We start from the raw sequence: 25,438 nt of genomic DNA on the forward strand, positions 1-25,438 counted from the left end.
GGACGGCCTCTCGGTCGGGTCGGGCCCGGTTGTCTCGTCGGACGACATCGCGGTCAGCTCCCTTCGGAATGGTCGGCCCCGTTGAGGGCGTCCTGGAGTTGCTTCGGGGCGCGGCTGCGCCGGCGCGGGACCGGCGGGAGCTCCTGCCCGGGCAGCGGGGGCACCGGGTACCCGCCCGCCATCGGGTCGAACCGCTCGGCGGGCGGCGCCCCCTCGGCCGCTGTCGCGGCGGGCTCCGGCGGGCGCTTCGCGAAGTCCCGCACCAGGGCGAGCAGCAGGATCGCGGCGACCGGGGCGCCGACGTACAGCACCACCTCGCCGAAGCCGTAGCCCTCGTTGCGCAGGGCCCGGACGCTGGCCACCATCACCAGCCAGACCAGCGAGACCGGGATCAGGACCTTCCAGCCCAGCTTCATGAACTGGTCGTAGCGCAGCCGGGGCAGGGTGCCGCGCAGCCAGATGAAGAAGAAGAGCAGCAGCTGGATCTTCAGAATGATCCAGAGCATCGGCCACCAGCCGTGGTTGGCCCCCTCCCAGAAGGTGGAGACCGGCCAGGGCGCCCGCCAGCCGCCCAGGAAGAGCGTGGAGGCGACGGCCGAGACGGTGACCATGTTGACGTACTCGGCCAGCATGAACATCGCGAACTTCAGCGAGGAGTACTCGGTGTTGAAGCCGCCGACCAGTTCGCCCTCGGCCTCCGGGAGGTCGAACGGCGCCCGGTTGGTCTCGCCGACCATGGAGATGATGTAGACGATGAACGACACCGGCAGCAGCACCGCGAACCAGGTCGGCTGCTGCGAGGAGACGATCTCCGAGGTGGACATCGAACCCGAGTAGATGAACACCGCCGCGAAGGACAGGCCCATCGCGATCTCGTAGCTGATCATCTGCGCGGACGAACGCAGCCCGCCGAGCAGCGGATAGGTCGAGCCGGACGACCAGCCGGCCAGCACGATGCCGTAGATGCCGACCGAGGCGGTGGCCAGGATGTACAGCAGCGCCACCGGGAAGTCGGTCAGCTGCAGCGGGGTCCGGGTGCCGAAGATCGACACCTCGTCGCCGGCCGGGCCGAACGGGATCACCGCGAAGGCCATGAAGGCGGGGATCGCGCAGACGATCGGGGCCAGGATGTAGACGACCTTGTCGGCGCCCTTGACCACCAGGTCTTCCTTCAGCGCCAGCTTCACGCCGTCGGCGAGCGACTGCAGCATGCCCCAGGGGCCGTGCCGGTTGGGCCCGATGCGCAGCTGCATCCAGGCCACCACCTTGCGCTCCCAGACGATCGCGATCAGCACGGTGCCGACCAGGAAGGCGAAGCAGAAGACCGCCTTGAGCAGCACCAGCCACCAGGGGTCGCGGCCGAAGAAGCCCAGGGTCTCGTACGCGGCGAGGTTCACTGCTCCTCCTCGGGGGTCGCGGCGGTGGCGCTGTCGGGGGCGCTGTCGGAGACGGTGGCCGCGGCGATGGTGACCAGGTGGCCGACCGTGGTGCCGAGGGTCCGGTAGGCGCCGCCCGGGGTGGAGTTGAGCGGGATCCAGACCGTGCGGTCCGGGATCGAGCCGGTGATCTCCAGCGGCAGGGTGAGCGAGCCGGCCGGCCCGGTCAGCCGCAGGGCCTCGACCGCGCCGACCTCCTTCGCGGTGACCGGGGAGATCCGGGCGACGGCCGCGTGCCGGGTGCCGGCGAGGTGCTGGTCCCCCTGCTGGAGCGAGCCGTTGTCCAGCAGCTGGCGCCAGCCCGCCAGCACCGCCTGGCCGGTGGCCGGCCGGGGCAGCGGCGCGGGGTGCGCGGCGGGGGCCGTCTGGTGGTCGCCGGTCCACGGTGTGAACCGGTCCAGCTCCAGCCGGGCGGCCCGCACGTCGGGCAGGCCGAGCCGGTGGCCCAGCGCGTCCGCCAGCATGTTCAGCACCCGCAGGTCCGGGTGCAGATGACGGCCCATCTGCTGGTCCGGCTTGAGCGCGGCCTCGAACATCCGCACCCGGCCCTCCCAGTCCAGGAAGGTGCCGGCCTTCTCGGCGACCGCGGCGACCGGCAGCACCACATCGGCGTGCGCGGTGACGGCGGACGGGCGGAGCTCCAGCGAGACCAGGAACCGGACGGCGGCCAGCGCCTCCTCGGCCTGCGCCGGATCCGGCAGGTCGTCCGGGTCGACGCCGCCGACCAGCAGCGCGTCCAGGTCGCCGTGGGCGGCGGCCGCGAGGATCTGCGCGGTGTCCCGGCCGACCCGGGTCGGCAGTTCGGCCCCGCCCCAGACGGCGGCGGCCTCGGCGCGGGCGACCGGGGCGTGGACCGGACGGCCGCCGGGCAGCAGCCCGGGCAGTGCGCCGGCCTCGACGGCGCCGCGCTCACCGGCCCGGCGCGGGATCCAGGCCAGCCGGGCGCCGGTCGCGTGCGCGAGGCGCAGCGCGGCGGTGAGCGCACCGGGGACGGCGGCCAGCCGCTCACCGGCCAGGATGACGGCGCCGGGGGTGCGCAGCAGTTCGGCGGCGCGGCCGGCGTCGTCGCCGAGCGGCTCGTCGGCGGCGAGCGCGGTCAGCCACTCGGTCTCGGTGCCCGGGGCGGCGGGCAGCAGCGCGCCGCGCAGTTTGGCCAGGCCGCGGGAGCCGTACGCGGCGACCGAGAACACCTTCAGGCCGCGGGCGCGGTTGGCCTTGCGCAGCCGCAGGAAGACGATCGGCGACTCCTCCTCGGGCTCGAAGCCCGCGAGCAGCACCGCCGGCGCCGCCTCCAGTTCCTCGTACGTCACGCCCGTGCCGTCGACATCGGTACCGCGCCCGGCGACGGCGGCGGCCAGGAAGTCCGCCTCCTCGCCGCTGTGCGGGCGGGCCCGGAAGTCCACGTCGTTGGTGCCGAGCACCACCCGGGCGAACTTGGCGTAGGCGTAGGCGTCCTCGACGGTGCTCCGGCCGCCGGTGAGCACCCCGGCCCGGGTGCCGCGCAGGCCCTCGGCGGCCCGGGTGCCGCGCAGGCCCTCGGCGGCCCTGGCCAGCGCCTCCGGCCAGGAGGCGGGCACGAGTTCACCCGTCGCGGGGTCGCGGACGAGCGGGGTGGTGATCCGGTCCCGCTGCTGGGCGTAGCGGAAGGCGAACCGGCCCTTGTCGCAGTTCCACTCCTCGTTGACCGCCGGGTCCTCGCCGGCCAGCCGGCGCAGCACCTTGCCGCGCCGGTGGTCGGTGCGCTGGGCGCAGCCGGAGGAGCAGTGCTCGCAGACGCTCGGCGAGGAGACCAGGTCGAACGGCCGGGAGCGGAAGCGGTAGGCCGCCGAGGTGAGCGCGCCGACCGGACAGATCTGGATGGTGTTGCCGGAGAAGTACGAGTCGAGCGGCTCCGCGTCCCCGATGCCGACCTGCTGGAGCGCGCCGCGCTCGATCAGGTCGATGAACGGGTCCCCGGCGATCTGCTGGGAGAAGCGGGTGCAGCGGGCGCAGAGCACGCAGCGCTCGCGGTCCAGCAGCACCTGGGTGCTGAGCGGGATCGGCTTCTCGTAGGTGCGCTTCATCCCCTCGAAGCGGGAGTCGGCGGCGCCGGAGGACATCGCCTGGTTCTGCAGCGGGCACTCGCCGCCCTTGTCGCAGACCGGGCAGTCCAGCGGGTGGTTGATCAGCAGCAGTTCCATCACGCCGCGCTGCGCCTTCTCGGCGACCGGCGAGCTGAGCTGGGTCCGGACCACCATGCCCTCGGCGACCGGGATGGTGCAGGAGGCGACGGGCTTGCGCTGGCCCTCGACCTCGACGATGCACTGCCGGCAGGCGCCGGCCGGGTCGAGCAGCGGGTGGTCGCAGAAGCGCGGGATCTGGGTGCCGATCTGCTCGGCGGCCCGGATCACCAACGTCCCCTTGGGGACCTGCACTTCGACGCCGTCGATGGTGAGCGTGACCAGGTCGACCGCGGCCTTGGAGGTGGATGGCTCTGTGATCGTCACGCGTGCACCTCCCTTTCGGTGGCGGACTGGTGGCCGGAGCGGTGGGCGTCGGCCCAGACGGTGGAGGCGGCCGGGTCGAACGGGCAGCGGCGCTCGGCGAGGTGCTGCTCGTACTCGGCCCGGAAGTACTGGAGCGAGGAGACGATCGGGCTGGCCGCGCCGTCGCCGAGCGCGCAGAAGGACTTGCCGTTGATGTTGTCGGCGATGTCGAGCAGCTTCTCCAGGTCGCCGTCGACGCCCGAGCCGCCCTCGATCCGCTTGAGCAACTGGACCAGCCAGTAGGTGCCTTCGCGGCAGGGCGTGCACTTGCCGCAGGACTCGTGGGCGTAGAACTCGGTCCAGCGGGTGACGGCGCGGACCACGCAGGTGGTCTCGTCGAAGATCTGCAGGGCCTTGGTGCCGAGCATCGAGCCGGCCGCGCCGACGCCCTCGTAGTCGAGCGGGACGTCCAGGTGCTGGTCGGTGAACATCGGGGTGGACGAGCCGCCCGGGGTCCAGAACTTGAGCCGGTGCCCGGGCCGGATGCCGCCGCTGACGTCCAGCAGCTGGCGCAGGGTGATGCCGAGCGGGGCCTCGTACTGGCCGGGGTTGGTGACGTGCCCGGAGAGCGAGTAGAGCGTGAAACCGGGGGACTTCTCGGTGCCCAGGCCCTTGAACCACTCCTTGCCCTTGGCCAGGATCGGCGGCACCGAGGCGATCGACTCGACGTTGTTGACCACCGTCGGGCAGGCGTAGAGGCCGGCGATGGCCGGGAACGGCGGCCGCAGCCGGGGCTGGCCGCGGCGGCCCTCCAGCGAGTCGAGCAGCGCGGTCTCCTCGCCGCAGATGTACGCGCCGGCGCCCGCGTGCACGGTGATGTCGAGGTCGACGCCGGAGCCCATGATGTCCTTGCCGAGCAGCCCGGCCCGGTAGGCCTCGGCGACGGCGGCCTGGATCCGGCGCAGCACCGGGACGACCTCGCCGCGCAGGTAGATGAAGGCGTGGTCGCAGCGGATCGCGTAGGAGGCGATGATCATGCCTTCGATCAGCGCGTGCGGGTTGGCGAACAGCAGCGGGATGTCCTTGCAGGTGCCCGGCTCGGACTCGTCCGCGTTGACCACGAGGTAGTGCGGTTTGCCGTCGTTCTGCGGGATGAACTGCCACTTCAGGCCAGTGGGGAAGCCGGCGCCGCCGCGGCCGCGCAGACCGGAGTCCTTGACCAGGGCGATCACGTCGTCCGGTGCCATCGCGAGGGCGGCCTTCAGGCCCTCGTAGCCGGCGTGGCGGCGGTAGGTGTCGAGCGTCCAGGGCCGGGCGTCGTCCCAGGAGGCGGAGAGTACCGGGGTGAGCAGCTTCTCGGCCGGCTCGGCGGAGGTCATCACGCTTCCGTCCCTTCGTGCCGGGGCGAGACGACCTTGGTGCCGCCGGTGCCGGGCAGGGCCTCGCCCCTGGCCAGACGCAGGCCCGCGAGCGAGGGCGCGCCGCCCGCTCCGGACTCGTCCACGGCACCGGGGCGCTCGTCGGGGAAGCCGGCCAGGATCCGGGCCGACTCCTTGAAGTCGCAGAGCCGGGCGCCGCGGGTGGGGCGGACCTCCCGGCCCGCTCGCAGCTCGTCGACCAGCCGCTTGGCGCTCTCCGGGGTCTGGTTGTCGAAGAACTCCCAGTTGACCATCACCACGGGGGCGTAGTCGCAGGCGGCGTTGCACTCGATGTGCTCGATCGAGATCTCGCCGTCCTCGGTGGTCTCGTTGTTGCGGATCCCGAGGTGCTGCTGGAGCTCCTCGAAGATCTGGTCGCCGCCGAGCACCGCGCAGAGGGTGTTGGTGCAGACCCCGACGTGGTGCTTCCCGGCCGGCCGGCGCCGGTACATGGTGTAGAAGGTGGCGACGGCGGTGACCTCGGCGGTGGTGAGGTCCAACTGCTCGGCACAGAACCGGATGCCGGTCGGGCTGACGAAGCCCTCCTCGGCCTGGACCAGGTGCAGCAGCGGCAGCAGCGCCGACCGGGCCACCGGATAGCGGCCGATCAGCTCCTTCGCGTCGGCGGCCAGCCGGGCGCGTACCTCCTCCGGGTACGGCCCGGCCGGCATCGCCGGCATCCCCAACTGGACGTCTGTCACCGGTCCACGCCTCCCATCACCGGGTCGATCCCGGCCACCGCGACGATCACGTCGGCGACCTGGCCGCCCTCGCACATCGCCGCCATCGACTGCAGATTGGTGAACGACGGGTCCCGGAAGTGGACCCGGTACGGGCGTGTCCCGCCGTCGCTGACCACGTGCACACCCAACTCGCCCTTGGGCGACTCGACCGCCGTGTACGCCTGTCCCACCGGGACCCGGAAGCCCTCGGTGACCAGCTTGAAGTGGTGGATCAGGGCCTCCATCGAGGTGCCCATGATCTTGCGGATGTGGTCGAGCGAGTTACCCACCCCGTCCGGGCCGACGGCCAGTTGGGCGGGCCAGGCGATCTTCTTGTCGGCCACCATGACCGGGCCGGGCCGCAACCGGTCCAGGCACTGCTCGACGATCCGCAGCGACTGCTTCATCTCCTCCAGACGGATCAGGAAGCGGCCGTAGGAGTCGGCGCTGTCGGCGGTCGCCACCTCGAAGTCGTAGTTCTCGTACCCGCAGTAGGGGTCGGACTTGCGCAGGTCGTGCGGCAGGCCGGTGGCCCGCAGGATCGGGCCGGTGGCGCCGAGGGCCAGGCAGCCGGCCAGGTCGAGGAAGCCGACGTCGACCAGGCGGGCCCTGAACACCGGGTTGCCGGTGGCGAGTTTGTCGTACTCGTGCATCCGCGAGCGGATGGTCTTCACCGTTTCGCGGATCTGGTCGACGGCGCCGGGCGGCAGGTCCTGGGCGAGGCCGCCGGGGCGGACGTACGCGTGGTTCATCCGCAGGCCGGTGACCAGTTCGAAGACGTCCAGGATGAGTTCGCGGTCGCGGAAGCCGTAGATCATCAGCGTGGTGGAGCCGATCTCCATGCCGCCGGTGGCCAGGCAGACCAGGTGCGAGGCGATCCGGTTGAGCTCCATCATCAGGACGCGGATGACGGTGGCCCGGTCCGGGATGTCGTCGGTGATGCCGAGCAGCTTCTCGACCGCCAGGCAGTACGCGGTCTCGTTGAACAGCGGGGTCAGGTAGTCCATCCGGGTCACGAAGGTGGTGCCCTGGACCCAGTTGCGGAACTCCATGTTCTTCTCGATGCCGGTGTGGAGGTAGCCGATGCCGCAGCGGGCCTCCTTCACCGTCTCGCCGTCGATCTCCAGGATCAGCCGCAGCACGCCGTGGGTGGACGGGTGCTGGGGGCCCATGTTGACGATGATGCGCTCGTCGTCGGCCCGGCCGACCGCCTCCACCACCTCGCCCCAGTCGCCACCGGTGACGGTGAAGACCCGGCCCTCGGTGGTCTCACGGGCCTCTGCCTCTGCTGCCTCTTCGTAGTGCCGGGTGCTCATCAGCTGTACGACCTCCGCTGGTCGGGCGCCGGGATCTGGGCGCCCTTGTACTCGACGGGGATGCCGCCGAGCGGGTAGTCCTTGCGCTGCGGGTGGCCCGGCCAGTCGTCCGGCATCATGATCCGGGTGAGCGCCGGGTGGCCCTCGAAGACCAGGCCGAAGAAGTCGTAGACCTCGCGCTCGTGCCAGTCGTTGGTCGGGTAGACGCTGACCACCGACGGGACGCGCGGATCGGAGTCCGGCGCGGTGACCTCCAGCCGGATCAGCCGGCCGTGGGTGATCGAGCGCAGGTGGTAGACCGCGTGCAGCTCGCGGCCCTTGTCACCGGGGTAGTGCACGCCGCTCACCCCGAGACAGAGTTCGAAGCGGAGCGCCGGGTCGTCGCGCAGGGTGCGGACGGTCCGCAGCAGGTGCTCGCGGTCGATGTGGAAGGTGAGTTCGCCGCGGTCGACGACGGTCTTCCCGATCACGTCGACCGGGTCGAGGCCCTGTTCCTCCAGGGCGCCCTCCAGTTCGTCCGCGACCTCGTCGAACCAGCCGCCGTACGGGCGCTCGCTCGGGCCGGGCAGCACCACGGGGGCGGTGAGGCCGCCGAAGCCGGAGGTGTCACCGCTGTCCCGGGCGCCGAACATGCCCTGGCGGGTGCCGACCACCTCGACCGGGATCTCCCGGCGGGTGACGGGGACGCCGGCCCCGGTGAGCTCGGCGGACTCGGCGGGTTCGGTGGGCTTGGTCGGCTCGCTCATCGCAGCTGCCCCCGCATCTCGCTCACCGGGGTGGCCCGCAGCGCCAGCGCCTCGCCCAGCTCCTCGGCCCGGCGCCGGTTCACGCCCAGCGGCTCGTGCTGGATCTTGTCGTGCAGCTTCAGGATGGCGTCCATCAGCATCTCCGGGCGGGGCGGACAACCCGGCAGATAGATGTCCACCGGGACGATGTGGTCGACGCCCTGCACGATCGCGTAGTTGTTGAACATCCCGCCCGAGGAGGCGCAGACGCCCATCGAGATGACCCACTTCGGGTTGGCCATCTGGTCGTACACCTGGCGCAGCACCGGGGCCATCTTCTGGCTCACCCGACCCGCCACGATCATCAGATCGGCCTGCCGGGGTGAGCCCCGGAACACCTCCATGCCGAACCGGGCCAGGTCGTAGCGGCCGGCCCCGGTGGTCATCATCTCGATCGCGCAGCAGGCCAGTCCGAAGGTGGCCGGGAAGAGCGACGCCTTGCGCACCCAGCCCGCGGCCGTCTCCACACTGGTGAGCAGAAAGCCGCTCGGCAGCTTCTCCTCGATTCCCATCAGATCCCTCTCAATGCCATCAAGTCCGGTGGTTCGTCCGCCCGTTCAGGCTTGTCCGCCCGTTCACAAAGTCAGCGGCAGCCCCGCGCTCAGTCCCACTCCAGACCGCCGCGCCGCCACACGTAGGCGTAGGCGACGAAGACGGTGGCGATGAACAGGAGCATCTCGACCAGCCCGAAGATCCCCAGGGCGTCGAAACTCACCGCCCATGGGTAGAGGAAGACGATCTCGATGTCGAAGACGATGAAGAGCATCGCCGTCAGGTAGTACTTGATCGGGAACCGACCGCCGCCCACGGGCTGCGGGGTCGGCTCGATGCCGCACTCGTACGCCTCCAACTTGGCCCGGTTGTAGCGCTTGGGGCCGGTCAGTGAGGCCATCACAACGGAACCGACCGCGAACGCCGCCGCGATGGCACCGAGTACGAGGATCGGCGCGTAGGCATTCATAGCCCCCGCTCCCTCCGTCCAGTCGTCCTTGACTGCAGATCGGAACCGACGGGTCACGCTGTGGTGGACCCGCGTTCCGGTTCCCGAGATCCACCCCATGTGAGGCAGTTCACAAAGCCCGGAACGAGCGCATCTTATGCCCGTCGGCTTGTGATCTGCGACACGCAGTTCACGGTGATCTTTGTGATCTACGCCACCCCCGGAATGGTGACGAAAGTGAACATGACCAGAGTTATCGACCCAAAGAAGTCAAATGATCACAAACAGTCGCATTCATCGGTGAAGCGGCTGGTCAGAGCGGTGCTCCTATATCAACTATGCGCCTTCCAGGGCAAATTTCTGGACGTCATTTTGACGTGTTATAGCGCCTCACCCGCAGGGGTGGCGGCCCTCCGAACGCCCGCTTGACCCTTCGTTCACAAGCGCGCGAACCGCTCCGGCGGGCAGCCGTCGGGGGTGCCGGGGGCCGGTCGGGGGCCGGTCGGGGGCCCGGGGGCCGGGGCGGCTACCGACCGCCGGCTACGGGTTCCCGGTCCTCGGCCTGGTCCTCCGCCCGGGCCGCAGCGGGAGCCGGGGCGGGGACGGCGGTGCGGCGGCCCCAGGCGGTGCCGGCCAGCACGAGGACACCGCCGAGCAGAGCGAGCGGGCCGAGGTGGTCACCGGCCAGGGTGATGCCGAAGACGGCGGCCCAGAGCGGCTCGGTGCCCAGCAGCAGACTGACCCGGGACGGCGAGGTCGTCCGCACCGCCCACATCTGCACGAAGAAGGCGAACAGCGTGCAGAGCAGGGCGAGATGCAGCAGCCAGGCCCACTGCGCCGGCCCGTACCCGGCCGCGACCGTCCACGGCGCGGGCCCGGCGAACGGCGCGACGGCGACGAACACCACGGCGGCGGCGGCGAGTTGGACCCAGGTCACGGCCAGCGAGTCGGTGTCACGAATGGCCCGGATCCGGGACATCGCCAGCACGTGCACCGTCCGCACCAGGGCGGCGCCGAGCACCAGCAGGTCCCCCGCCGAGGGCGGCTTCAGCCCGCCTCCCCCGGTCAGCAGCGCCACCCCGAGCACGGAGAGCCCCGCCGCCGCCAGAAAGGCCCGCGGCAGCGGCGTCCGGTTGACGGCGCTCTCCGCCAGCGGCGTGGTCACCATCGTGAGGCTGACGATCAGACCGGCGTTGGTCGCCGAGGTGTGCACCGCGCCGTACGTCTCCAGCAGGAAGATCCCGCCGAGCACCAGCCCCAGCACCGCCCCGCCCAGCCACTCCCGCCGCCCCATCCCCCGCAGCGCCCGCCACGCGAACACCCCGAGCACCGGCAGCACCAGCCCGAACCGCAGCACCAGGACCGCCACCACCGTCCCCGGCTCCGCCACCCGCTGCACCGCCATGAAGCTCGACCCCCACACCACCGCCACCAGCAGCACGGGCACATCACGCAACGGCGACGAGGACGAGAACAGTGAAGCGCGCATGGGCAAGGTTCCTCCGAGCAAGAGGCAGGGTGAGCAGCCCGTGCGACATCGAACGGAGCGGCGGACAGAGGCGCGGACAGAGCCGCGGACGGCGGCGCCATCCTTGCCCACCGGCCCTGGCCGATCAAGGCTTTTCCACGCCCTGCCCGGCAGCGCCCCGGGTCGTCCGGCGACAAGCCCTACCGTGGACCACGAGGTGGCGGCAACACGTCCGCTGCGGGCAACTGCGAGGAGTTCGGAGTGAGCAAGGCGGATCCGGAAGGCGTCGCGGCGACCGGCCACGACGCCGCGACGCCGGGCGGTGACCGAGGTACGGCTGACCGCCTTCAAGACCTTCCACGACGCCGTGCTGCCGCTGACCCCGCTCACCCTGCTCATCGGCCGCAACAGCAGCGGCAAGTCGAACGCGCTGGACGCCCTGGAGGTGCTCTCGCGACTCGCGCAGGGTTAGGACATCCGCGACGCCCTGGACAGCCGGCGGCGCGACGCGGGCCCGGTTCGGGGAGGGCTGGAAGGCTGCCCCCCGCACGGCGAGGACGTCTTCACCCTGGGCTGCACGGTCAGCACGCCATGGAGCCTGCCCGCCACGCTCGATGTCACGATCCAGGTCCGGCCGGACATCCGCATCGTCCACGAGCAGCTCAGCGGGGCCGATCACCGGGGTGTCGTGGTCTGCGACCGTGACCCGGCCACCGGGGCCGGCCGCCTGCGTCCACTCCCCGAACTGGCCGGCTACGCCGCCGCCATGGCCGAGGGAAAGCTCGGCGACGTGGTGACCCGGGGCATCCTGGACGCGGCCGAAAGCCCCCGCGACTACTCCGACTTCGACCGTCTTCTCGGGATCGGCTGACCTGTGGCCCGCTTGGTGACCTTCGTCGACACTTCCGTCCTCCGCAACATCCTGGAGATCCCGAAGACGCTCGACCACCAGCTGGACTCCTACAACTGAGCTCCTTCCACTGGCGGGGCCCGGCGCTCAGGGGGAGAGCGGCCCGTGGGCCTTCGGCGGCGGCCTCGATGTCGGCCGGGGTGCCGGACTCCACTCGAAATGCGACTGGAGTCGCATTAGGATGAGGATGGCGCGGCGGCACCGCCGGAGCAAGCGCTGACGCGACAGGAGTCCACTTTGAGCGACCGCGCCCCCCAGCCGGGCCACGCCCAGCCCGAGCCCCCCAGGACCCCGACCCCCCGCCCCGGTGGCCGCAGCGCCCGGGTGCGGGCGGACGTGGTCGCCGCCACCCTCGCCGAGGTCACCGCCAGGGGGTACGACGGGCTGACCGTCGACGCGGTCGCCGCCCGCTCCGGTGTGCACAAGGCGACGCTGTACCGCCGCTGGGGCGGGGTGGACGGGCTGGTCGCGGACGCCCTCACCGCCTCGGCCGACCAGGCCTGGCCGCTGCCGGACACCGGAGACCTCGGGCAGGACCTGCGCCGCATCACCCGCGAGGTGTTCGCCGTCTTCACCGATCCGGAGCTGGGTTCCACCCCCACCGCCCTGATCACCGCCGCCCAGCGCTCCGACGCCGGCGCCGCCGCCCTGCGCGCCTTCTTCGCCGCCCGCCACCAGCAGGCCGCCGCCGTGGCCGAACGAGCCGTCACCCGCGGCGAGTTGCCCCCCGGCACGGACGGCGCCGAGGTGGTCAGGGCGGCGACCGCGCCGCTCTACTACCGGCTGTTCGTGACCGGCGAGCCACTGGATGCCCGGGCCGCCGAGCGGGCCGCCGACGCCGCGGCACTGGCCGCCCGCGCCGGGCTGTTCGCGCCGACGGGCGACTGACGTCTACCGGATCCCCACGACGGCATGGATGATGTCGCCATGACAACGCTGCCGCCCACCACCCCCCGGAAGGCCCGTCACGTGAAGCGCGAACACTGGGCGCTGCTCGCCACCGCCACCGTCCTCCCGCTCGCCGCGACCACCGGCACCGCCGCCGCGGACACCCCGCCGGCCGCGCCCCCGGCCACCACCTGCACGTACACCCCGGCCGTGCCCGCCGACAACTTCAAGGGCATCCCGGTCTTCGACGCCAAGAAGGCCGCCAAGCCCTACAGCTCGACCCTGAAGACCAGTCAGGGCGCCATCACCTTCCAGGCCCTGACCGGCCAGGCACCCTGCACCACCTTCTCGTTCCGCTTCCTCGCCGAGCACGACTACTTCGACCGCAGCCACTGCCACCGCCTGACCACCCAGCGGATCTTCGTCCTGCAGTGCGGCGACCCGACCGGCACCGGCAGCGGCGGCCCCGGCTACTCCTTCCCGGACGAGAACCTCACCGGCGCGACCTACCCCGCCGGCACCGTCGCGATGGCCAACGCGGGCCCGGACACCAACGGCAGCCAGTTCTTCTTCGTCTGGAAGGACACCAGGCTCTCCCCCGCCTACACGCCCTTCGGCCGGGTCACCGCCGGCCTGGACGTGCTGCAGAAGATCGCGGCGGGCGGCGAGGACGACCAGAACAGCCCCGGCGACGGCTTCCCCACCCTTCCGGTGAACATCCGCAACGTGAAGATCGCCAAGTGAGAACCGGCCAGTGAGGACCGCCGGGTGAGGACCGCCGGGTGAGAACCGGCAGCCGCCGAGCGGGCCCGTCACCCCGCTGCCGTACGGTGGACACCCGCCATCGAGACCCGCCATCGACACCGTACGGGAGCAGCGCCGCATGGACAGCAGGATCTGGGAGAGCGTCGACGAGCTCGTCGCCTGGCTGGACGCGGAGAGCGCGGCCTCCCCGCGGGAGGAGCGCCTGCTGCGCATCCTCAAGCTCTCCGAGGAGGTCGGCGAGGTCGGCGCCGCGGTGATCGGCGCCACCGGCCAGAACCCGCGCAAGGGTGTCACCCACAGCTGGGAGGACGTTCAGCACGAGCTCTGCGACGTGGTCTTCACCGCCCTCGTCGCCCTGCGCACCCTCACCCCGGACGCCGCCCGCGTCTTCGCCGAACGGCTGGCCTACGTCGAGCGGCGCTCGACCGCCGGCCGCCGGCCGCCCGAGGAGAAGAAGGGCCCCGAGTAGGGCACCCCGCCGCGCCCGGAGTCACCCCCGCCGGCCGCCCGCCGCCACCGTCTCGTCCCCGGCCCGCAGCCGGGCCGCGAGGTCGCGCACGTCCTCGTACGAGGTGGGCGCGGCGCGCAGGCCCAGCTCCTCGTGCACGGCACTGGTGATCTTGGAGAGCCCGCGTTTGAGGTGGCTGCCCGGGATGGACGGCTCGGCGGGCCGGTGCGCGCTCAACTGGTCGGCGGCCTGGTGTAGTTGCTCCAGACTGAAGCGGCCGCGGTTGATCCACCGGGGCAGCGACGAGGTGACCTGGTAGGCCCAGTGCCGGCGGCAGGCCTCTTCGAGGAGGTCGCGGACGGCCTCGACGCGCTTCCGGCTGAGCCCGTTGCTGGTGTACCGGAACTGGTCGCGGTTGAGGTTGAGCAGCTGGTTGTCCTGACCGGTCACCTGGAGGCCGTGCAACTCGTCGACGGTGGCCCGCCGTTCGTCCGGGGCGCGGCGGGTGAGCCGGTAGCGGCCGGACTTGATGGTCAGGATGTGCGCGCCGTGCTCTTCGAGGAAGGAGAGCCAGCGCAGTGAGAAGTTGATCGGCTCACCGGGAACGCCCACGATGATGAAGACGTGGACCTGGATCCCGGCGTTGTACAGGTTCTCAGGATGCGGCCGTAGTTCGCCGGGTGGTTCCAGGGCTTGGCCTCCTGCCGCAGGGTCTGCGGATCGAGCGACTCCAGGCCGAGCTGCACCGCCCGGCAGCCGGCCTGGGCGAGCGCCTCGCAGTTCCTCGGGTCGAGCAGCTGGTCCCCGGCGGTCGGATAGCACTGCCAGGTGGCGCGGTGCCCGATGCGGGCGAGTTCCCGGCCGATCCTGATCTGCCGGGGGATGGTGAGGTACTCGTCGACGAAGTCGACACGCTCGACGCCGAGCGCGGCGATGTGCTCCGCGACGCGGCGCTCGGACATCACCCGGGGCTTGCCCAGGAAGGTGTCGCTGCCCGCGGCGATGGAGCAGAAGCCGCACCGCATCAGGCAGTTGGACATCGTGTGGAGCGGCGGCACGAAGTCCGGGCTCCACTGCCGGATCTCCCGGTCGAAGACGGGCGTGGGCAGCGACTCGTAGTCGGTCGGGGCGGCGTGCGGTGGTTGACCCGTACGGCGCCGCGGTCGCGCCAGATCACCCCGGGCACGGTCGCCGGCGGGCCGGCCGGGGTGGCGGAACTGGCAGACGCGCTCGACCCCTGTGGTCGAGCGTCCCCCAGGGGGCGTGAGGGTTCGAAACCTTCCCCCGGCACCAGGGCCCCGCGCACACGCCGGAGGCGCCGGCGAAGCACCCCCGGCGCCCCGGGCACACCCGTCACCCGGCTGCGCGCCCGCCGTCCCGGACAGCGTGGAGGACGGCTCGGCGGCCGACAACGAGGCGCTCCGCGCACCCGCCCAGCGGTCAGGCGTTCGGCGCGACCTTCGCGAGGCCGTTGATGATGCGGTCCATGGCGTCGCCGCCCTGCGGGTCGGTGAGGTTGGCGAGCATCTTGAGGACGAACTTCATCAGGACGGGGTGGGTGAGCCCGCGCTGGGTGGCGAGCTGCATCACCTTGGGGTTGCCGATCATCTTCACGAAGCCGCGGCCGAGCGTGTAGTACCCGCCGTAGACGTCCTTGAGGATGCGCGGGTACGCCTGGAGGGCGCGCTCGCGGCCGGTCGGGGTGACCCGGGCGTGGGCCTGGACGATGACGCCGGCCGCGATCTGGCCGGATTCCATCGCGTAGGCGATGCCCTCGCCGTTGAACGGGTTGACCATGCCGGCGGCGTCACCGACGAGCAGCAGGCCCCGGGTGTAGTGCGGCTGCCGGTTGAAGGCCATCGGCAGGGCGGCGCCGCGGATCGGGTCGGTCATGTTCTCGGGGGTGTAGCCCCACTCCCCGGGCATGCTCGCGCACCAGGCCTTGAGCACCTCGCGCCAGTCCAGCTCGCCGAAGGCGGGCGAGGAGTTGAGGATGCCGAGGCCGACGTTGGAGGTGCCGTCGCCCATGCCGAAGATCCAGCCGTAGCCGGGCAGCAGCTTGCGCTGGCCGTCCCGGGTGTCCCACAGCTCCAGCCAGGACTCCAGGTAGTCGTCGTCGTGGCGCGGGGAGGTGAAGTACGTCCGGTAGGCGACGCCCATCGGGCGGTCCTCGCGGCGGTGCAGGCCCATGGCGAGCGAGAGCCGGGTGGAGTTGCCGTCGGCGGCGACGACCAGCGGCGCCCGGAAGGTGACCGGCCGCTTCTCCTCGCCGAGCTTGGCGGTGACGCCGACGATCCGGCCGGTGCGGTCGTCGAGCACCGGGCCGCTGACGTTGCAGCGCTCGTACAGCCGGGCGCCGGCCTTCACGGCCTGACGGGCCAGCAGCTCGTCGAAGTCGGCCCGCTTGCGGACCAGTCCGTAGTCGGGGAAGGCGGACAGCTCCGGCCAGTCCAGCTCCAGCCGGACACCGCCGCCGATGATCCGCAGGCCCTTGTTGTGCAGCCAGCCGTTCTCGGTCGAGACGTCGATGCCCATGTCGACCAGCTGCTTGGTGGCACGCGGGGTCAGGCCGTCGCCGCAGACCTTCTCGCGCGGGAACGCGGTCTTCTCCAGCAGCAGCACGTCCAGGCCGGCCTGGGCGAGGTAGTACGCGGTGGTGGCACCGGCGGGGCCCGCGCCGACCACGATGACATCGGCCGTGCTCTCGACGGTCCCCGTGCTCAGGTCGCTGAGGTCGACTGCGGTCTCGGACACGGTGGGCACTCTCCTGGAGCTGCGGCTGGGGGACGGCGGCGTTGTCCCCGGCAGTCTAGTTGCCGCCCCCGGCACGGGATCCGAGGGCGGTACCGAAGCCCGGCCGGCCCAGCCGTGCATAGTGCGTGCACCATGCACATGAACCCCCCGTGGTTACCATGAATGCGGACGTCGCAGGGAGAAACAGCCGCCCGGAGGCACGCGTGAGGGACCATCTGGACGACATCGAACGGGAGCTGATGCTCGTCGGACGCCACCACGCGATGGCCGGCGGGCGCGGCGGCGGGGAGCTGGAGCGCTCCGCCTATCTGCTGCTCTCCCGGATCGAGACGCAGGGGCCGATGTCGATCGGGCAGCTCGCGGAGGCGTTCCAGCTGGACACCTCCACCGTCAACCGGCAGGCGGCCGCGATGCTGCGCGCGGACGTGGTGAAGCGGATCCCGGACCCGGACGGCGGGATGGCCCGCAAGTTCGCCATCACCCCGGCCGGCGCCGAGGCGCTGGCGGCGGACCGCCGCCGTCACCAGGAGGGGCTCGGCCGCGTCCTGGCGGACTGGACGGACGCCGAGGTCGCGGTCCTGGCCGAGTCGCTGACCCGGCTCAACCGCTCGATCGAGGCCCTCCAGGGCGTGGTCTGGCCGCGCGGCTGACCCGGGGGGTGCCGGACACCCCCCGGCCCGCGCGGCCGGAGCACGGCGTTACGCGACCTTGTACGCGCGGTGCAGCGCGACGATCCCGCCGGTGAGGTTGCGCCAGGCGGCCTTGGACCAGCCGGCCTCCTGCAGCTTCGCCGCCAGCGCGGGCTGGTCGGGCCAGGCCCGGATGGACTCGGCGAGGTAGACGTAGGCGTCCGGGTTGCTGCTGACCGCGGTGGCGACCGGCGGCAGGGCGCGCATCAGGTACTCGGTGTAGACCGTCCGCAGCGGCGTCCAGGTCGGGGTGGAGAACTCGCAGATCACCAGCTTGCCGCCGGGCTTGGTGACCCGGAACAGCTCGCGCAGCGCGGCGTCGGTGTCCTGGACGTTGCGCAGCGCGAAGGAGATCGTCACCGAGTCGAAGGTGTCGTCGGCGAACGGCAGGCTGGTGGCGTCCCCGGCGGTCAGCGGCAGCTCGGGGTGGCGGCGCTTGCCCTCGGCCAGCATGCCGACCGAGAAGTCGCACGGGACGACCTTGGCGCCGGCCTCCTGGAAGGGCAGCGAGGAGGTGCCGGTGCCGGCTCCGAGGTCGAGCACGAGGTCCCCCGGTCCGGCGGCCACTGCCTCGGCCACCGCCCGCCGCCAGGCGCGGGCCTGGCCGAGGGAGAGCACGTCGTTGGTGCGGTCGTACTTGGCCGCGACGTCGTCGAACATGGCGGCGACTTCGTGCGGTTGCTTGTCCAGAGAGGCTCGGGTCACTCCCCCATTGTTCACCCTGGCCCCGACAGGCCGGGCAAGGGGGCACGCCGACCCGGGCCGGGGCGGCGCCGACGGCCTCAGTGCAGGGCGCGCCGCCCGCCGGAGCGGCGCCGTCGGCGCGAGCGCTTGCCGTGCGTTATCGCCGGCATCCCGTCGGCCAGCGCGTCGGTCGCCAGGGCCATGGTGCTGGCGATCCGGCCCTGGCCGCCGCGGAGGGCGAGCGCCCGGTGGTGCCGGCGGATGCGCACGACGCAGACGACGAAGAGCACCACGGCCACCGGCACACTGAACCGGGCCAGTCCGACGCCGACCGGCTGCGGGTAGGTGTCGCCGCAGATCCGGACGGCGCCCGGGTCGTCGGCGGCGTGCTCCAGGCAGACCGCGTCACCCACCCTGGCCCCGTCCGCGACCGGCAGCCCGGCGGCGGTGTGCGGCTGGCCGACGGCCCGGTAGCTGACGCTGCTGTAGGAGCCGCCGCCGGTGGGCAGCTGGGTGACGACCCCCTCGACTCTCACCGGGTTGGCGCCGATCTTGTCCGCCTGGTCGGCCTGACGCCAGCCGAGAAGGCACATGCCGACGGCCAGCACGGCGCTGAGCACGGCGGCGAGGTACCAGCCACGGCCCATCCGCGGGGATCGCGGCGGGGGGACGGTCGCGGATCGCATGGTTCCTGTCCTGGCTTGCCGTCGGGGCCTGGCACGGGGCCCCGCCACCCGCGGGGGCGGGCGGTACGTGGTGAGGGTACGGAGTGAGCTGTCCGGGATCGTATCCGCTGGCGGGCCCTCAGGTCACGGCGAAGGGTGAATCAGACCATCCACCCGGCACCGGAGTTCGACGGCACACGAAGGAAGTCCCTTGCCCCGTACGCACATCCGACTACCGGCGAGTAGAGTGCCGGGCTCAGCGCCGCCGGTACACCAGTCGCCCGGCCAGGACGGTGGCCAGGCAGCCGCCGGGCAGCGGGCCCGCGCCACCGGGGGCGAACACCGCGAAGTCGGCCCGGCCCCCGGCCCCCAGCGGGCCGTGCACGGCCGCCGCGAGCGGCAGGACGGCCAGCGGGTCCAGCGGGCCCTCGGCACCCTCGCCGGGCAGCGCGGTGAGCCCCGAGCGGGCCACCGCGGTCCGGACCGCGGCCCGTTCGAACGGCCCGGCCACCGCCGTCACGCCGAACCCGAGCATCCGTTGCAGCCCGCGCCGGGCGCTCGCGCCGCACGCCGTCTCGTCCGTCGCGTCCGTCACGCCCCCGGGCACCGGCTCACTGCCCGCGTTCTCCCGCGGGTCGGGGTGGTACGCGCGCTCCAGCAGCCAGTGCCCGTACGGGTTGCGCAGGCCGGGGGTGAGCAGGCCCTCCCCCCAGTCGCGCAGCCGGGCCGCCGGGTGGGCGGCCGCCAGCCCGGCGTACGGACCGAGCGCCTCGATCAGCTCGCCGCGCACCAGCACCGCCCCGTCGGCGACGGACGGGGCGGTGGGGTCGGCCGGATCGGGCAGCAGCAGGGCCGCCCGGTGGAGGGTGAGCACGGTCGGGAGCGCTCAGCCGTTGTCGAGGATCTTCAGCTCGGGGTGCGCGGTGCCGCCCTCGATCGCGGTGGAGGCGATGTGCGAGGCGACCCGCGGGTCGACCGGGTCGTTCGCCGGGTCGTCCAGCACCCGCAGGTGCTCGTACGTGGTGGAGCGCTGGGCGGGCACCCGGCCGGCGGCCCGGATCAGGTGGATCAGCTCGGTGAGGTTGGAGCGGTGCTTGGCGCCGGCCGCCGAGACCACGTTCTCCTCCAGCATGACCGAGCCGAGGTCGTCCGCGCCGTAGTGCAGCGACAGCTGGCCGGCCTCCTTGCCGGTGGTCAGCCAGGAGCCCTGGATGTGCGCCACGTTGTCGAGGAAGAGCCGGGCGATGGCGATCATCCGCAGGTACTCGAAGACGGTCGCCTGGGTCGAACCCTTGAGGTGGTTGTTCTGCGGCTGGTAGGTGTACGGGATGAAGGCCCGGAAGCCGCCGGTGCGGTCCTGCACGTCGCGGATCATCCGCAGGTGCTCGATCCGCTCGGCGTTGGTCTCGCCGGTGCCCATCAGCATGGTGGAGGTGGACTCCACGCCGAGGCCGTGCGCCGCCTCCATGATCTCCAGCCAGCGCTCGCCGGACTCCTTGAGCGGCGCGATCGCCTTCCGCGGCCGCTCCGGCAGCAGCTCGGCGCCGGCGCCCGCGAAGGAGTCCAGGCCCGCCTTGTGGATCCGGGTGATGGCCTCCTCGACCGACACCCCGGAGATCCTGGCCATGTGGTCGACCTCGGACGCGCCCAGCGAGTGGATCACCAGCTGCGGGAACTCCGCCTTGATCGCCGAGAAGGCGCGCTCGTAGTACTCCACGCCGTAGTCCGGGTGGTGCCCGCCCTGGAACATGATCTGGGTGCCGCCCAGCTCGACCGTCTCCGCGCAGCGGCGCAGGATCTCGTCGAGGTCGCGGGACCAGCCCTTGTCGCTCTTCGGCGGCACGTAGAAGGCGCAGAACTTGCACGCCGTCACGCAGACGTTGGTGTAGTTGATGTTGCGCTCGATGATGTACGTCGCGATGTGCTCGGTACCGGCGTAGCGGCGGCGGCGCACCGTGTCGGCCGCCGAGCCGAGCGCGTGCAGCGGCGCCGAGCGGTACAGCTCCAGCGCCTCCTCCGGGCTGATCCGGCCCCCGGCCGCGGCCCGGTCGAGCACGGCCTGCAGGTCGGTGCTGGGCGCATCGAGGGTGGTCGCTGCGAGCTCGGACACCTGGCGGCCTTCTCTCTCTCGGGTACTGCTGCGTGGTTCTCGGTACGCCCTGCTCAGCACGGCGTACCGGTACGGCCGAACCAGCCTACGCCAGCGTCCGCGCGCCCCCGCGTCAGCCCGCTTTCCGCAGCGTTCCGGACGGGTTCCCGGCGGCCGGGTCGTCCGAGGTGAACCGGATCGTGCCGTCCTTCTGGAGGGTGAGCGTCTCCGCGTTCGACCCGCCGGTGCACGCCCCGGGCAGCGAGGAGCGGACCAGCCGGGAGACGAAGACCAGCTTCTCCGGCGAGGCCGAGCGGAGCGTCCAGGACCCTTCGCAGCTGACCGGGATCAGGCCGGTGGCGGCGTTGCGGCTGGTGGTGTTCGCCTGCCCGAGCGCGGCCGGGCCGATGGTGAGCGTGGTGGTGCCGGCCGGCAGCCCCTTCTCGGTGGTCATGTCGCCGCTCCAGGTGCCGACGAAGGCCGCCGGGACGACGCTCGGGCCGGCGGCCGTGCCGGGCGGCGGCTGGGTGACGGTCGTGGTGGTGGAGGAGGTCGTCGTCGAGGTCGACGCCGTCACCGAGATGTCCACGGAGGAGGAGGAAGAGGAGGTGGTCTCGGCGGTGGCGGTGGCGTCGGGCTGCTCCAGCCCCCGGTAGACCTGGTGGCCGAGGACGGCGGCCACGGCCGCGAGGACCAGGCCGCCCACCAGCCCGGCGATCCAGCGCCGGCCGCCGGGCTCCGCCGTCCGGCCGGGCTCCGCCGCCGGCACCAGCGTCGGCGTCCGGTCCACCGGCCGGGCGTCCTCCGGCGGCACGGTGAGCGGCGCGGCCGGCGGCGCCCCGGCCGTGTCCGGGCCGGTCTCCCCCTCCAGGTCGAGCAGCCGGACGGCGCCGCGCCCGACCTCCTCCGCCAGCCCGGGCGGCAGCCAGCCGCCCCGGGCCAGCCGCCCGGCGGCCGCGCCGTCGGCGTCCAGCCACTGGAGCAGACCGCGCGGGGTGGGCCGGTCGGCCGGGTCCTTGGCCAGGCAGGCGGCGGCGACCGGGCGCAGCGCGGGGCCCAGCCCGGCGAGGTCGGGCTCCTCGTGCAGCACCCGGTAGAGCAGCACCGCCACACTCACCCCCTCGCCGAACGGCGGTACGCCGGTGGCGGCGTAGGCGAGCACCGCGCCGAGCGAGAAGACGTCGCTCGGCGGCCCGGCGGGCCGGCCCTCCGCCTGCTCCGGCGACATGAAGCCGGGCGAGCCGACCACATAACCGGACTGGGTGACGCCGCTGGTGGCGTCCAGCGCGCGGGCGATGCCGAAGTCGATCAGGCGCGGCCCGTCCAGGGTGAGCAGCACATTGGACGGCTTGACGTCCCGGTGCACCAGCCCGAGCGCGTGGACGTGCGCCAGCGCCTCGGCCAGCCCGACGCCGAGGCTGCGCACGGCCGGTTCGGGGAGCCGCCCGACCGCCCGGACGGCCTCGCCGAGGGCCGGCCCGGCGACGTACCCGGTGGCGACCCAGGGGTGCTCGCCCTCGGTGTCGGCGTCCAGGACGGGCGCCGTCCAGGCGCCGCCGACCCGGCGGGCCGCGGCGACCTCCTGCCGGAACCGGGCCCGGAACTCGGCGTCCTCGGCCAGTTCGCCGCGGACCAGCTTGACGGCGACCGTGCGGCCGCCGGCCGTCCGGCCGAGGTAGACCCGGCCCATCCCGCCCGCCCCGAGCCGCCGCAGCAGCCGGTACTCGCCCACCTGGCGCGGATCCTCCGACCCCAGTGCCTGCATCCCGCACGCTCCCCTCGCCGCCCGCCCAGGACGTCCGGCACGTCCGGCCCGCCCGGGACCAGCACCGTACCGGGATCAGGCGACGGCCACGGGTACGGGTTCGGCGTCCAGCAGTCGAACGGCGACGTCCGGGGCGAAGCCGCTGTCGTGGGCGACCCGGCGGGCGAACTCGGCGACGCCCGCCAACTGCCGCTCGCCGAGCGAGAAGTCCAGCGCCTCGCTGAAGTACCGCTCCAGCACCTCGGCGTCGAACGCCTCCCAGCGGGCCGCGTGCTCGGCGACCTCGCGGGCCTCCACCAGCGAGAGGTCCCGGGACTCCAGGAACGCCCGGTGCACCGCCGCCGTCAACTCCGGGCTGCGCTCGGCGAAGTCGCGGCGGGCGGCCCAGACGGCGAAGACGAACGGCAGCCCGGTCCACTCCTTCCACATCTCGCCGAGGTCGTGCACCGTCAGCCCCTGGGCGGCGGCCTGTCCGAGGTAGGCGCGCAGGGCCGGGTCGCCGATCAGTACGGCGGCGTCCGCCTCGGCGAGCATCGCGTCCAGGTCGGGCGGGCAGCTGAAGTACTCCGGCCGCACCCCTTCCCGCTCCTCCAGCAGCAGCCGGGCGAGGCGCACCGACGTCCGGCTGGTGGAGCCGAGGGCGACCCGGCGGCCGTCCAGGTCGGCGAGCGGCACCTTGCTGACGATCACACAGGACATCACCGGGCCGTCGCTGCCGACCGCGATGTCGGGCAGGACCAGCAGTTCGTCGGCGTGCCGCAGATACTCCACGCAGGTGATCGGCCCGATGTCCAGCGCACCCCCGACCAGCTGATCGCTCAGCTTCTCCGGGGTGTCCTTGGTGAGGTCGAGATCGAGCAGATTGCCGGTTCTGGCCAGACCCCAGTAGAGAGGGACGCAGTTGAGGAACTGAATATGCCCGACCCGCGGCCTGACCGGGGTGTTCTCCCGGGGCTCCCGCGATTGCGCATCCGCTGCTGACACTGCGCCGCTCCCTTGCTGTTCGTGCGCCTCCCCGCAGGGTATGCCCGCCCTCCGGGAAGCCCCTCACCGCCCTTACGACACGCCCTGTCCACCCCGCAAGTCACCCCTGGTCGTCACAGCGACCGCATGCTAGCGTTGCCCTCAGTTGCAGTTTGATTCCCCTTGCAGTACTTGAAGCCTGCGGAGCATGTAACCGCAGGCTTTTTGTAGTTTTTCAGCAATATCGAAAAACTCCGGACCCGTCCGGAGGCAGGGCGATCAGCGCAGCGGACCGGGCACCACACGGTGTGGTCCCCAACACGCCTCGCAAGGAGAACGGCATGGCTCAGGGAACCGTCAAGTGGTTCAACGCTGAGAAGGGCTTCGGCTTCATCGCCCAGGAGGGCGGCGGCCCCGACGTCTTCGTCCACTACTCCGCCATCAACGCGAACGGTTTCCGCTCGCTGGAGGAGAACCAGGCGGTCAGCTTCGACGTCACCCAGGGCCCGAAGGGCCCGCAGGCGGAGAACGTCACCGCTATCTGACCATCCTCTGATGTTCTGATCGCTCGGGACCCCATCGGGTCCGCCGACGGCCCCCGACGGCCGTCACCATGAGCACAAGAGCAACACCCAAGGGGGCCCGCCGATCCGGCGGGCCCCCTGCCTTGTGCCCCGGCCCGCCCGCGTCGGCCTGAAGAGCGGTCACGAGAGAGCCCGCCCCCGCGTCCGGTCGACGCGGGGGCGGGCTCTCTCGTGGCCGGGGTCAGGCGGTCGCCGGCGTACCGCCCTTGGCGGACTGGGCCGGGATGCCGGCGGCCGGGGCGTCCCCGTAGAGGTCGCCGGTGGGGCTGTTGTAGGCGACGAGGTCGAGGGTCTTCTCGCGGGCCGCGACCAGGACCGGCACCAGCGCCTGGCCCGCGACGTTGGTCGCGGTGCGCATCATGTCGAGGATCGGGTCGATGGCGAGGAGCAGGCCCACGCCCTCCAGCGGGAGACCCAGGGTGGAGAGGGTCAGCGTCAGCATCACGATCGCGCCGGTGAGGCCCGCGGTGGCGGCCGAGCCGATCACCGAGACGAAGGCGATCAGCAGGTAGTCCCTGATGCCGAGGTCGATGTTGTAGACCTGGGCGACGAAGATCGCGGCCAGCGAGGGGTAGATCGCGGCGCAGCCGTCCATCTTGGTGGTGGCGCCGAACGGAACCGCGAAGCTCGCATACTCGCTCGGGACGCCGAGGCGCTCGGTGACCCGGCGGGTGACCGGCAGGGCGCCGACCGAGGAGCGGGAGACGAAGGCCAGCTGGATGGCGGGCCAGGCACCCTTGAAGAAGTTCAGCGGGTTGAGGCCGCCGGCGAACTTCAGCAGCAGGGAGTAGGCGACGAACATCACCAGCGCGCAACCGATGTAGACGTCCGCGGTCAGGGTCGCGAAGGGCTTCAGCAGGTCCCAGCCGTACTTGGCGACGGACTTGCCGATCAGGCCGAGGGTGCCGAGCGGGGAGAGCCGGATGACCCACCACAGGGCGGTCTGGGTCAGCTCCAGGACGGACTCGCTGAGCTTGAGGACCGGCTCGGCCCTGGCGCCGAGCTTGATGATCGCCGCGCCGACCACGACCGCCATGAAGACGATCTGCAGCACGTTCACCTCGGTGAACGCGGTGACGATGTTGGTCGGGAAGATGCCGGTCAGGAAGTCGATCCAGCTACCGGACGACTTCGGTGCCTTCAGGCCCTCGGTGGTGAGGTTGGTGCCCTGGCCGGGGTTGGTCAGCAGGCCCAGGCCCAGGCCGATCGCGACCGCGATCAGCGAGGTGATCAGGAACCAGAGGAGCGTGCGAACGGCCAGCCGGGCCGCGTTGGTGACGTTTCGCAGATTGGCGACGCTCACCACGATCGCGGTGAACACCAGCGGCGGGACGGCCAGCTTCAGCAGCTGGACGAAGATCTTGCCGATGGTCTCCAGGGTGGTCGCCAGCCAGGAGATGTCGGCGGAGCGGGCCAGGTAGCCGAGACCGACACCGAACACGAGGCCGGCGACGATCTGGACCCAGAACGGGGTCTTGCGGATTCTGGCGAGCACGGACGGCGACGAGGTCGCCTCGGGCGCTGTGGACATGACGGTGCGGCTCCGGGAAGGGCGTTGCTGACGGTGAGATGAGGCGGGGAAGGCGACACGGCGCACGAGGCGAGCGGGGAGGGCTCAGCCCTCGTCAGGGGCGTGCCGCCGGGATACAGCTCATGGCGCGACAACGGCGCGGGCTGTCCACAG

26 protein-coding genes and 1 tRNA gene are annotated in these 25,438 nt (G+C 72.2%); 8 read left to right on the top strand and 19 right to left on the bottom strand.

Translation table 11 applies throughout. The annotated features are described in order from the left end of the window. Window positions 1-53 precede the first annotated feature (53 nt). From nuoH to AB0P06_RS15785, 9 genes are all read right to left on the bottom strand, one after another. Complete coding sequence (gene nuoH, locus AB0P06_RS15745; RefSeq protein ID WP_363607829.1) at window positions 54-1,397, bottom strand: NADH-quinone oxidoreductase subunit NuoH; 1,344 nt, start codon at window positions 1,395-1,397, stop codon at window positions 54-56. After that, the gene (locus AB0P06_RS15750) at window positions 1,394-3,922 is read right to left on the bottom strand and encodes an NADH-quinone oxidoreductase subunit G (protein ID WP_363607830.1); all 2,529 of its coding nucleotides are present in this window, start codon (window positions 3,920-3,922) and stop codon (window positions 1,394-1,396) included. Before AB0P06_RS15750 ends, nuoH begins: the two co-directional genes overlap by 4 nt. Beyond that, window positions 3,919-5,280 (bottom strand): NADH-quinone oxidoreductase subunit NuoF, encoded by a 1,362-nt coding sequence (gene nuoF / locus AB0P06_RS15755; RefSeq protein WP_363607831.1) that lies wholly within the window; start codon window positions 5,278-5,280, stop codon window positions 3,919-3,921. The genes AB0P06_RS15750 and nuoF overlap by 4 nt, the downstream gene beginning before the upstream one ends. Beyond that, on the bottom strand, window positions 5,280-6,020 hold the full coding sequence (gene nuoE / locus AB0P06_RS15760) for an NADH-quinone oxidoreductase subunit NuoE (protein WP_363607832.1): 741 nt from the start codon (window positions 6,018-6,020) through the stop codon (window positions 5,280-5,282). The genes nuoF and nuoE overlap by 1 nt, the downstream gene beginning before the upstream one ends. After that, on the bottom strand, window positions 6,017-7,357 hold the full coding sequence (locus tag AB0P06_RS15765) for an NADH-quinone oxidoreductase subunit D (RefSeq protein WP_363607833.1): 1,341 nt from the start codon (window positions 7,355-7,357) through the stop codon (window positions 6,017-6,019). The genes nuoE and AB0P06_RS15765 overlap by 4 nt, the downstream gene beginning before the upstream one ends. Further along, a complete protein-coding gene (locus tag AB0P06_RS15770) occupies window positions 7,357-8,103 on the bottom strand; it encodes an NADH-quinone oxidoreductase subunit C (protein WP_363607834.1) in 747 nt (248 codons plus the stop codon). The genes AB0P06_RS15765 and AB0P06_RS15770 overlap by 1 nt, the downstream gene beginning before the upstream one ends. Further along, window positions 8,100-8,654 (bottom strand): NADH-quinone oxidoreductase subunit B family protein, encoded by a 555-nt coding sequence (locus AB0P06_RS15775; RefSeq protein ID WP_363607835.1) that lies wholly within the window; start codon window positions 8,652-8,654, stop codon window positions 8,100-8,102. The genes AB0P06_RS15770 and AB0P06_RS15775 overlap by 4 nt, the downstream gene beginning before the upstream one ends. 89 nt (window positions 8,655-8,743) lie before the next feature. Beyond that, on the bottom strand, window positions 8,744-9,103 hold the full coding sequence (locus AB0P06_RS15780) for an NADH-quinone oxidoreductase subunit A (protein ID WP_014137597.1): 360 nt from the start codon (window positions 9,101-9,103) through the stop codon (window positions 8,744-8,746). 505 nt (window positions 9,104-9,608) lie between these two features. Then, window positions 9,609-10,571, bottom strand: coding sequence for a DMT family transporter (locus AB0P06_RS15785; protein WP_363607836.1), 963 nt, complete (start codon window positions 10,569-10,571; stop codon window positions 9,609-9,611). 301 nt (window positions 10,572-10,872) lie between these two features. Between AB0P06_RS15785 and AB0P06_RS15790 the strand changes: the two genes are divergently transcribed. The 5 genes from AB0P06_RS15790 to AB0P06_RS15810 all read left to right on the top strand — a co-directional run bounded on the left by AB0P06_RS15790 (window position 10,873) and on the right by AB0P06_RS15810 (window position 13,582). Beyond that, on the top strand, window positions 10,873-11,022 hold the full coding sequence (locus AB0P06_RS15790) for an AAA family ATPase (protein ID WP_363607837.1): 150 nt from the start codon (window positions 10,873-10,875) through the stop codon (window positions 11,020-11,022). A gap of 216 nt (window positions 11,023-11,238) precedes the next feature. Then, window positions 11,239-11,421: a hypothetical protein gene (locus AB0P06_RS15795; RefSeq protein WP_363607838.1), complete on the top strand. Its 183-nt coding sequence runs from the start codon at window positions 11,239-11,241 to the stop codon at window positions 11,419-11,421. Between the two features lie 276 nt (window positions 11,422-11,697). Beyond that, window positions 11,698-12,348, top strand: coding sequence for a TetR/AcrR family transcriptional regulator (locus AB0P06_RS15800; RefSeq protein ID WP_363607839.1), 651 nt, complete (start codon window positions 11,698-11,700; stop codon window positions 12,346-12,348). Between the two features lie 39 nt (window positions 12,349-12,387). Continuing rightward, a complete protein-coding gene (locus AB0P06_RS15805) occupies window positions 12,388-13,092 on the top strand; it encodes a peptidylprolyl isomerase (RefSeq protein WP_363607840.1) in 705 nt (234 codons plus the stop codon). A 139-nt stretch (window positions 13,093-13,231) separates the two neighbouring features. After that, on the top strand, window positions 13,232-13,582 hold the full coding sequence (locus AB0P06_RS15810) for a MazG-like family protein (protein WP_363607841.1): 351 nt from the start codon (window positions 13,232-13,234) through the stop codon (window positions 13,580-13,582). A 21-nt stretch (window positions 13,583-13,603) separates the two neighbouring features. Here AB0P06_RS15810 and AB0P06_RS15815 read toward each other — a convergent pair whose 3' ends face one another. Together AB0P06_RS15815 and AB0P06_RS15820 are read right to left on the bottom strand one after the other, a co-directional pair. After that, window positions 13,604-14,173, bottom strand: a complete 570-nt coding sequence (locus AB0P06_RS15815) for a hypothetical protein (protein WP_363607842.1) — start codon at window positions 14,171-14,173, stop codon at window positions 13,604-13,606. Further along, window positions 14,095-14,619 carry a radical SAM protein gene (locus AB0P06_RS15820; protein WP_363607843.1) on the bottom strand — a complete coding sequence of 175 codons (525 nt, stop codon included), beginning with the start codon at window positions 14,617-14,619 and terminating at the stop codon, window positions 14,095-14,097. Before AB0P06_RS15820 ends, AB0P06_RS15815 begins: the two co-directional genes overlap by 79 nt. Before the next feature lie 144 nt (window positions 14,620-14,763). On the opposite strand from AB0P06_RS15820, the gene AB0P06_RS15825 reads away from it, so the two are divergent. After that, window positions 14,764-14,854: transfer RNA gene (locus AB0P06_RS15825), tRNA-OTHER, on the top strand. Window positions 14,855-15,001: 147 nt separating this feature from the next. On the opposite strand, the gene AB0P06_RS15830 is transcribed toward AB0P06_RS15825, so the two are convergent. Further along, window positions 15,002-16,315, bottom strand: a complete 1,314-nt coding sequence (locus tag AB0P06_RS15830; RefSeq protein WP_363607844.1) for a geranylgeranyl reductase family protein — start codon at window positions 16,313-16,315, stop codon at window positions 15,002-15,004. 203 nt (window positions 16,316-16,518) lie between these two features. Here AB0P06_RS15830 and AB0P06_RS15835 point away from each other — a divergent pair, with 203 nt between their 5' ends. After that, a complete protein-coding gene (locus AB0P06_RS15835) occupies window positions 16,519-16,965 on the top strand; it encodes a MarR family transcriptional regulator (protein WP_363607845.1) in 447 nt (148 codons plus the stop codon). A 48-nt stretch (window positions 16,966-17,013) separates the two neighbouring features. Here AB0P06_RS15835 and AB0P06_RS15840 read toward each other — a convergent pair whose 3' ends face one another. The 6 genes from AB0P06_RS15840 to AB0P06_RS15865 all read right to left on the bottom strand — a co-directional run bounded on the left by AB0P06_RS15840 (window position 17,014) and on the right by AB0P06_RS15865 (window position 23,191). Next, window positions 17,014-17,709: a demethylmenaquinone methyltransferase gene (locus tag AB0P06_RS15840; RefSeq protein ID WP_363607846.1), complete on the bottom strand. Its 696-nt coding sequence runs from the start codon at window positions 17,707-17,709 to the stop codon at window positions 17,014-17,016. 77 nt (window positions 17,710-17,786) lie between these two features. Continuing rightward, the gene (locus tag AB0P06_RS15845; RefSeq protein ID WP_363607847.1) at window positions 17,787-18,374 is read right to left on the bottom strand and encodes a hypothetical protein; all 588 of its coding nucleotides are present in this window, start codon (window positions 18,372-18,374) and stop codon (window positions 17,787-17,789) included. A 235-nt stretch (window positions 18,375-18,609) separates the two neighbouring features. After that, window positions 18,610-19,227, bottom strand: a complete 618-nt coding sequence (locus tag AB0P06_RS15850) for a hypothetical protein (RefSeq protein ID WP_363607848.1) — start codon at window positions 19,225-19,227, stop codon at window positions 18,610-18,612. A gap of 12 nt (window positions 19,228-19,239) precedes the next feature. Then, the gene (gene mqnC, locus AB0P06_RS15855; protein ID WP_363607849.1) at window positions 19,240-20,463 is read right to left on the bottom strand and encodes a cyclic dehypoxanthinyl futalosine synthase; all 1,224 of its coding nucleotides are present in this window, start codon (window positions 20,461-20,463) and stop codon (window positions 19,240-19,242) included. A 112-nt stretch (window positions 20,464-20,575) separates the two neighbouring features. After that, on the bottom strand, window positions 20,576-22,207 hold the full coding sequence (locus AB0P06_RS15860; RefSeq protein WP_363607850.1) for a serine/threonine-protein kinase: 1,632 nt from the start codon (window positions 22,205-22,207) through the stop codon (window positions 20,576-20,578). A gap of 75 nt (window positions 22,208-22,282) precedes the next feature. Continuing rightward, the gene (locus tag AB0P06_RS15865; protein ID WP_363607851.1) at window positions 22,283-23,191 is read right to left on the bottom strand and encodes a menaquinone biosynthesis protein; all 909 of its coding nucleotides are present in this window, start codon (window positions 23,189-23,191) and stop codon (window positions 22,283-22,285) included. Between the two features lie 320 nt (window positions 23,192-23,511). On the opposite strand from AB0P06_RS15865, the gene AB0P06_RS15870 reads away from it, so the two are divergent. Further along, window positions 23,512-23,715 (top strand): cold-shock protein, encoded by a 204-nt coding sequence (locus tag AB0P06_RS15870; protein ID WP_057227626.1) that lies wholly within the window; start codon window positions 23,512-23,514, stop codon window positions 23,713-23,715. Between the two features lie 220 nt (window positions 23,716-23,935). Here AB0P06_RS15870 and AB0P06_RS15875 read toward each other — a convergent pair whose 3' ends face one another. Beyond that, window positions 23,936-25,285 (bottom strand): dicarboxylate/amino acid:cation symporter, encoded by a 1,350-nt coding sequence (locus AB0P06_RS15875; protein ID WP_363607852.1) that lies wholly within the window; start codon window positions 25,283-25,285, stop codon window positions 23,936-23,938. Between the last annotated feature and the right edge of the window lie 153 nt (window positions 25,286-25,438).

This window comes from Kitasatospora sp. NPDC088351 (genome assembly GCF_040685575.1).
Taxonomy (GTDB): domain Bacteria; phylum Actinomycetota; class Actinomycetes; order Streptomycetales; family Streptomycetaceae; genus Kitasatospora.

What these genes read in the sequence shown, in the direction of transcription:
- AB0P06_RS15780 (WP_014137597.1), bottom strand. Translation starts at nt 9,103, where the DNA reads ATGAATGCCTACGCGCCGATCCTCGTACTCGGTGCCATCGCGGCGGCG.
- AB0P06_RS15845 (WP_363607847.1), bottom strand. Translation starts at nt 18,374, where the DNA reads ATGCGATCCGCGACCGTCCCCCCGCCGCGATCCCCGCGGATGGGCCGT.
- AB0P06_RS15860 (WP_363607850.1), bottom strand. Translation starts at nt 22,207, where the DNA reads ATGCAGGCACTGGGGTCGGAGGATCCGCGCCAGGTGGGCGAGTACCGG.
- nuoF (WP_363607831.1), bottom strand. Translation starts at nt 5,280, where the DNA reads ATGACCTCCGCCGAGCCGGCCGAGAAGCTGCTCACCCCGGTACTCTCC.
- AB0P06_RS15805 (WP_363607840.1), top strand. Translation starts at nt 12,388, where the DNA reads ATGACAACGCTGCCGCCCACCACCCCCCGGAAGGCCCGTCACGTGAAG.
- AB0P06_RS15875 (WP_363607852.1), bottom strand. Translation starts at nt 25,285, where the DNA reads ATGTCCACAGCGCCCGAGGCGACCTCGTCGCCGTCCGTGCTCGCCAGA.
- AB0P06_RS15785 (WP_363607836.1), bottom strand. Translation starts at nt 10,571, where the DNA reads ATGCGCGCTTCACTGTTCTCGTCCTCGTCGCCGTTGCGTGATGTGCCC.
- AB0P06_RS15870 (WP_057227626.1), top strand. Translation starts at nt 23,512, where the DNA reads ATGGCTCAGGGAACCGTCAAGTGGTTCAACGCTGAGAAGGGCTTCGGC.
- AB0P06_RS15775 (WP_363607835.1), bottom strand. Translation starts at nt 8,654, where the DNA reads ATGGGAATCGAGGAGAAGCTGCCGAGCGGCTTTCTGCTCACCAGTGTG.
- AB0P06_RS15770 (WP_363607834.1), bottom strand. Translation starts at nt 8,103, where the DNA reads ATGAGCGAGCCGACCAAGCCCACCGAACCCGCCGAGTCCGCCGAGCTC.
- AB0P06_RS15765 (WP_363607833.1), bottom strand. Translation starts at nt 7,357, where the DNA reads ATGAGCACCCGGCACTACGAAGAGGCAGCAGAGGCAGAGGCCCGTGAG.
- AB0P06_RS15810 (WP_363607841.1), top strand. Translation starts at nt 13,232, where the DNA reads ATGGACAGCAGGATCTGGGAGAGCGTCGACGAGCTCGTCGCCTGGCTG.